The 818-nt window shown below is 46.6% G+C and carries 1 pseudogene; it reads right to left on the minus strand.

Annotated elements, in window-relative coordinates:
* Positions 1-201: 201 nt before the first annotated feature.
* Positions 202-818: pseudogene (locus N5O98_RS27300) on the minus strand (hypothetical protein); the annotation flags it as partial.

The raw sequence follows: 818 nt of genomic DNA on the forward strand, positions 1-818 counted from the left end.
AAAGTGAAAAACTGTATATAGATGGTTCCATTGTTATGCTTATTTGATTTTGATACAAAGTTACGTCTTTTTCTTCACAAATAGACACATAATCTATGATTTAACGTTATAGATTCGGTCATATTAGATTGAATAAATTATTAGAATTAAAGCCAGTGGTGAAAAATTCAACCACTGGCTTTTTCTGTCAAGACTTCGATATTAAAGTTTTACACCTTTGGATTCCGATAAACCGGGTCTCCCTATAATTAAATGACTGCGTACAAAGTCCACGTGCGGGCTTTCCGGCTGTTGTTCCGTCTGTTTTTTCTCGTTGCCTTGCCGGTTCTCTTCCGTGTTTTCCTGATCCGGAGGAGCCAGCTCAAGCTGTATCTTGCGGTCCAGTGCGGCGAGTTCGGACTTAAGCTGTTTCAGCTCGTCCTCCTTCTTCCACACCTTGCCCGCTATCTCCTGCAACTGCGGAATCTCCTTTTCCAGCACTTCGTTCTTAGACTTGTACTGGTCGATGATGGTCGGAATCCTCTCCAATGCGTTCAGAAAGTTTCGTGCGGCAGCAATCGGGTCTGCCATCGCCAGATGCCCGTTGTTGTAGGTGTACTTGTAGTTCCCCTCCACCACGAAGCGGTTGTCGGTGAACTCCAGACCTTCTTTGAGTGTCCTCTCGCTGACCACCTTTATCGGAAAGCCGTAAAGTTCCCCGACAGCCTTGTACAGTCCACCAGTCGTGGCGTTCTTGGCGATTTCCTGCAAACGCTTACCGATGACCTTCTCATCCGTTGAATCCACGCCGTCCACCTTGACAAGATTAAGGCGGCTGC

This window comes from Bacteroides sp. LFL-34 (assembly GCF_027257075.1).
GTDB classification, from domain to species: Bacteria; Bacteroidota; Bacteroidia; order Bacteroidales; family Bacteroidaceae; genus Bacteroides; species Bacteroides ovatus.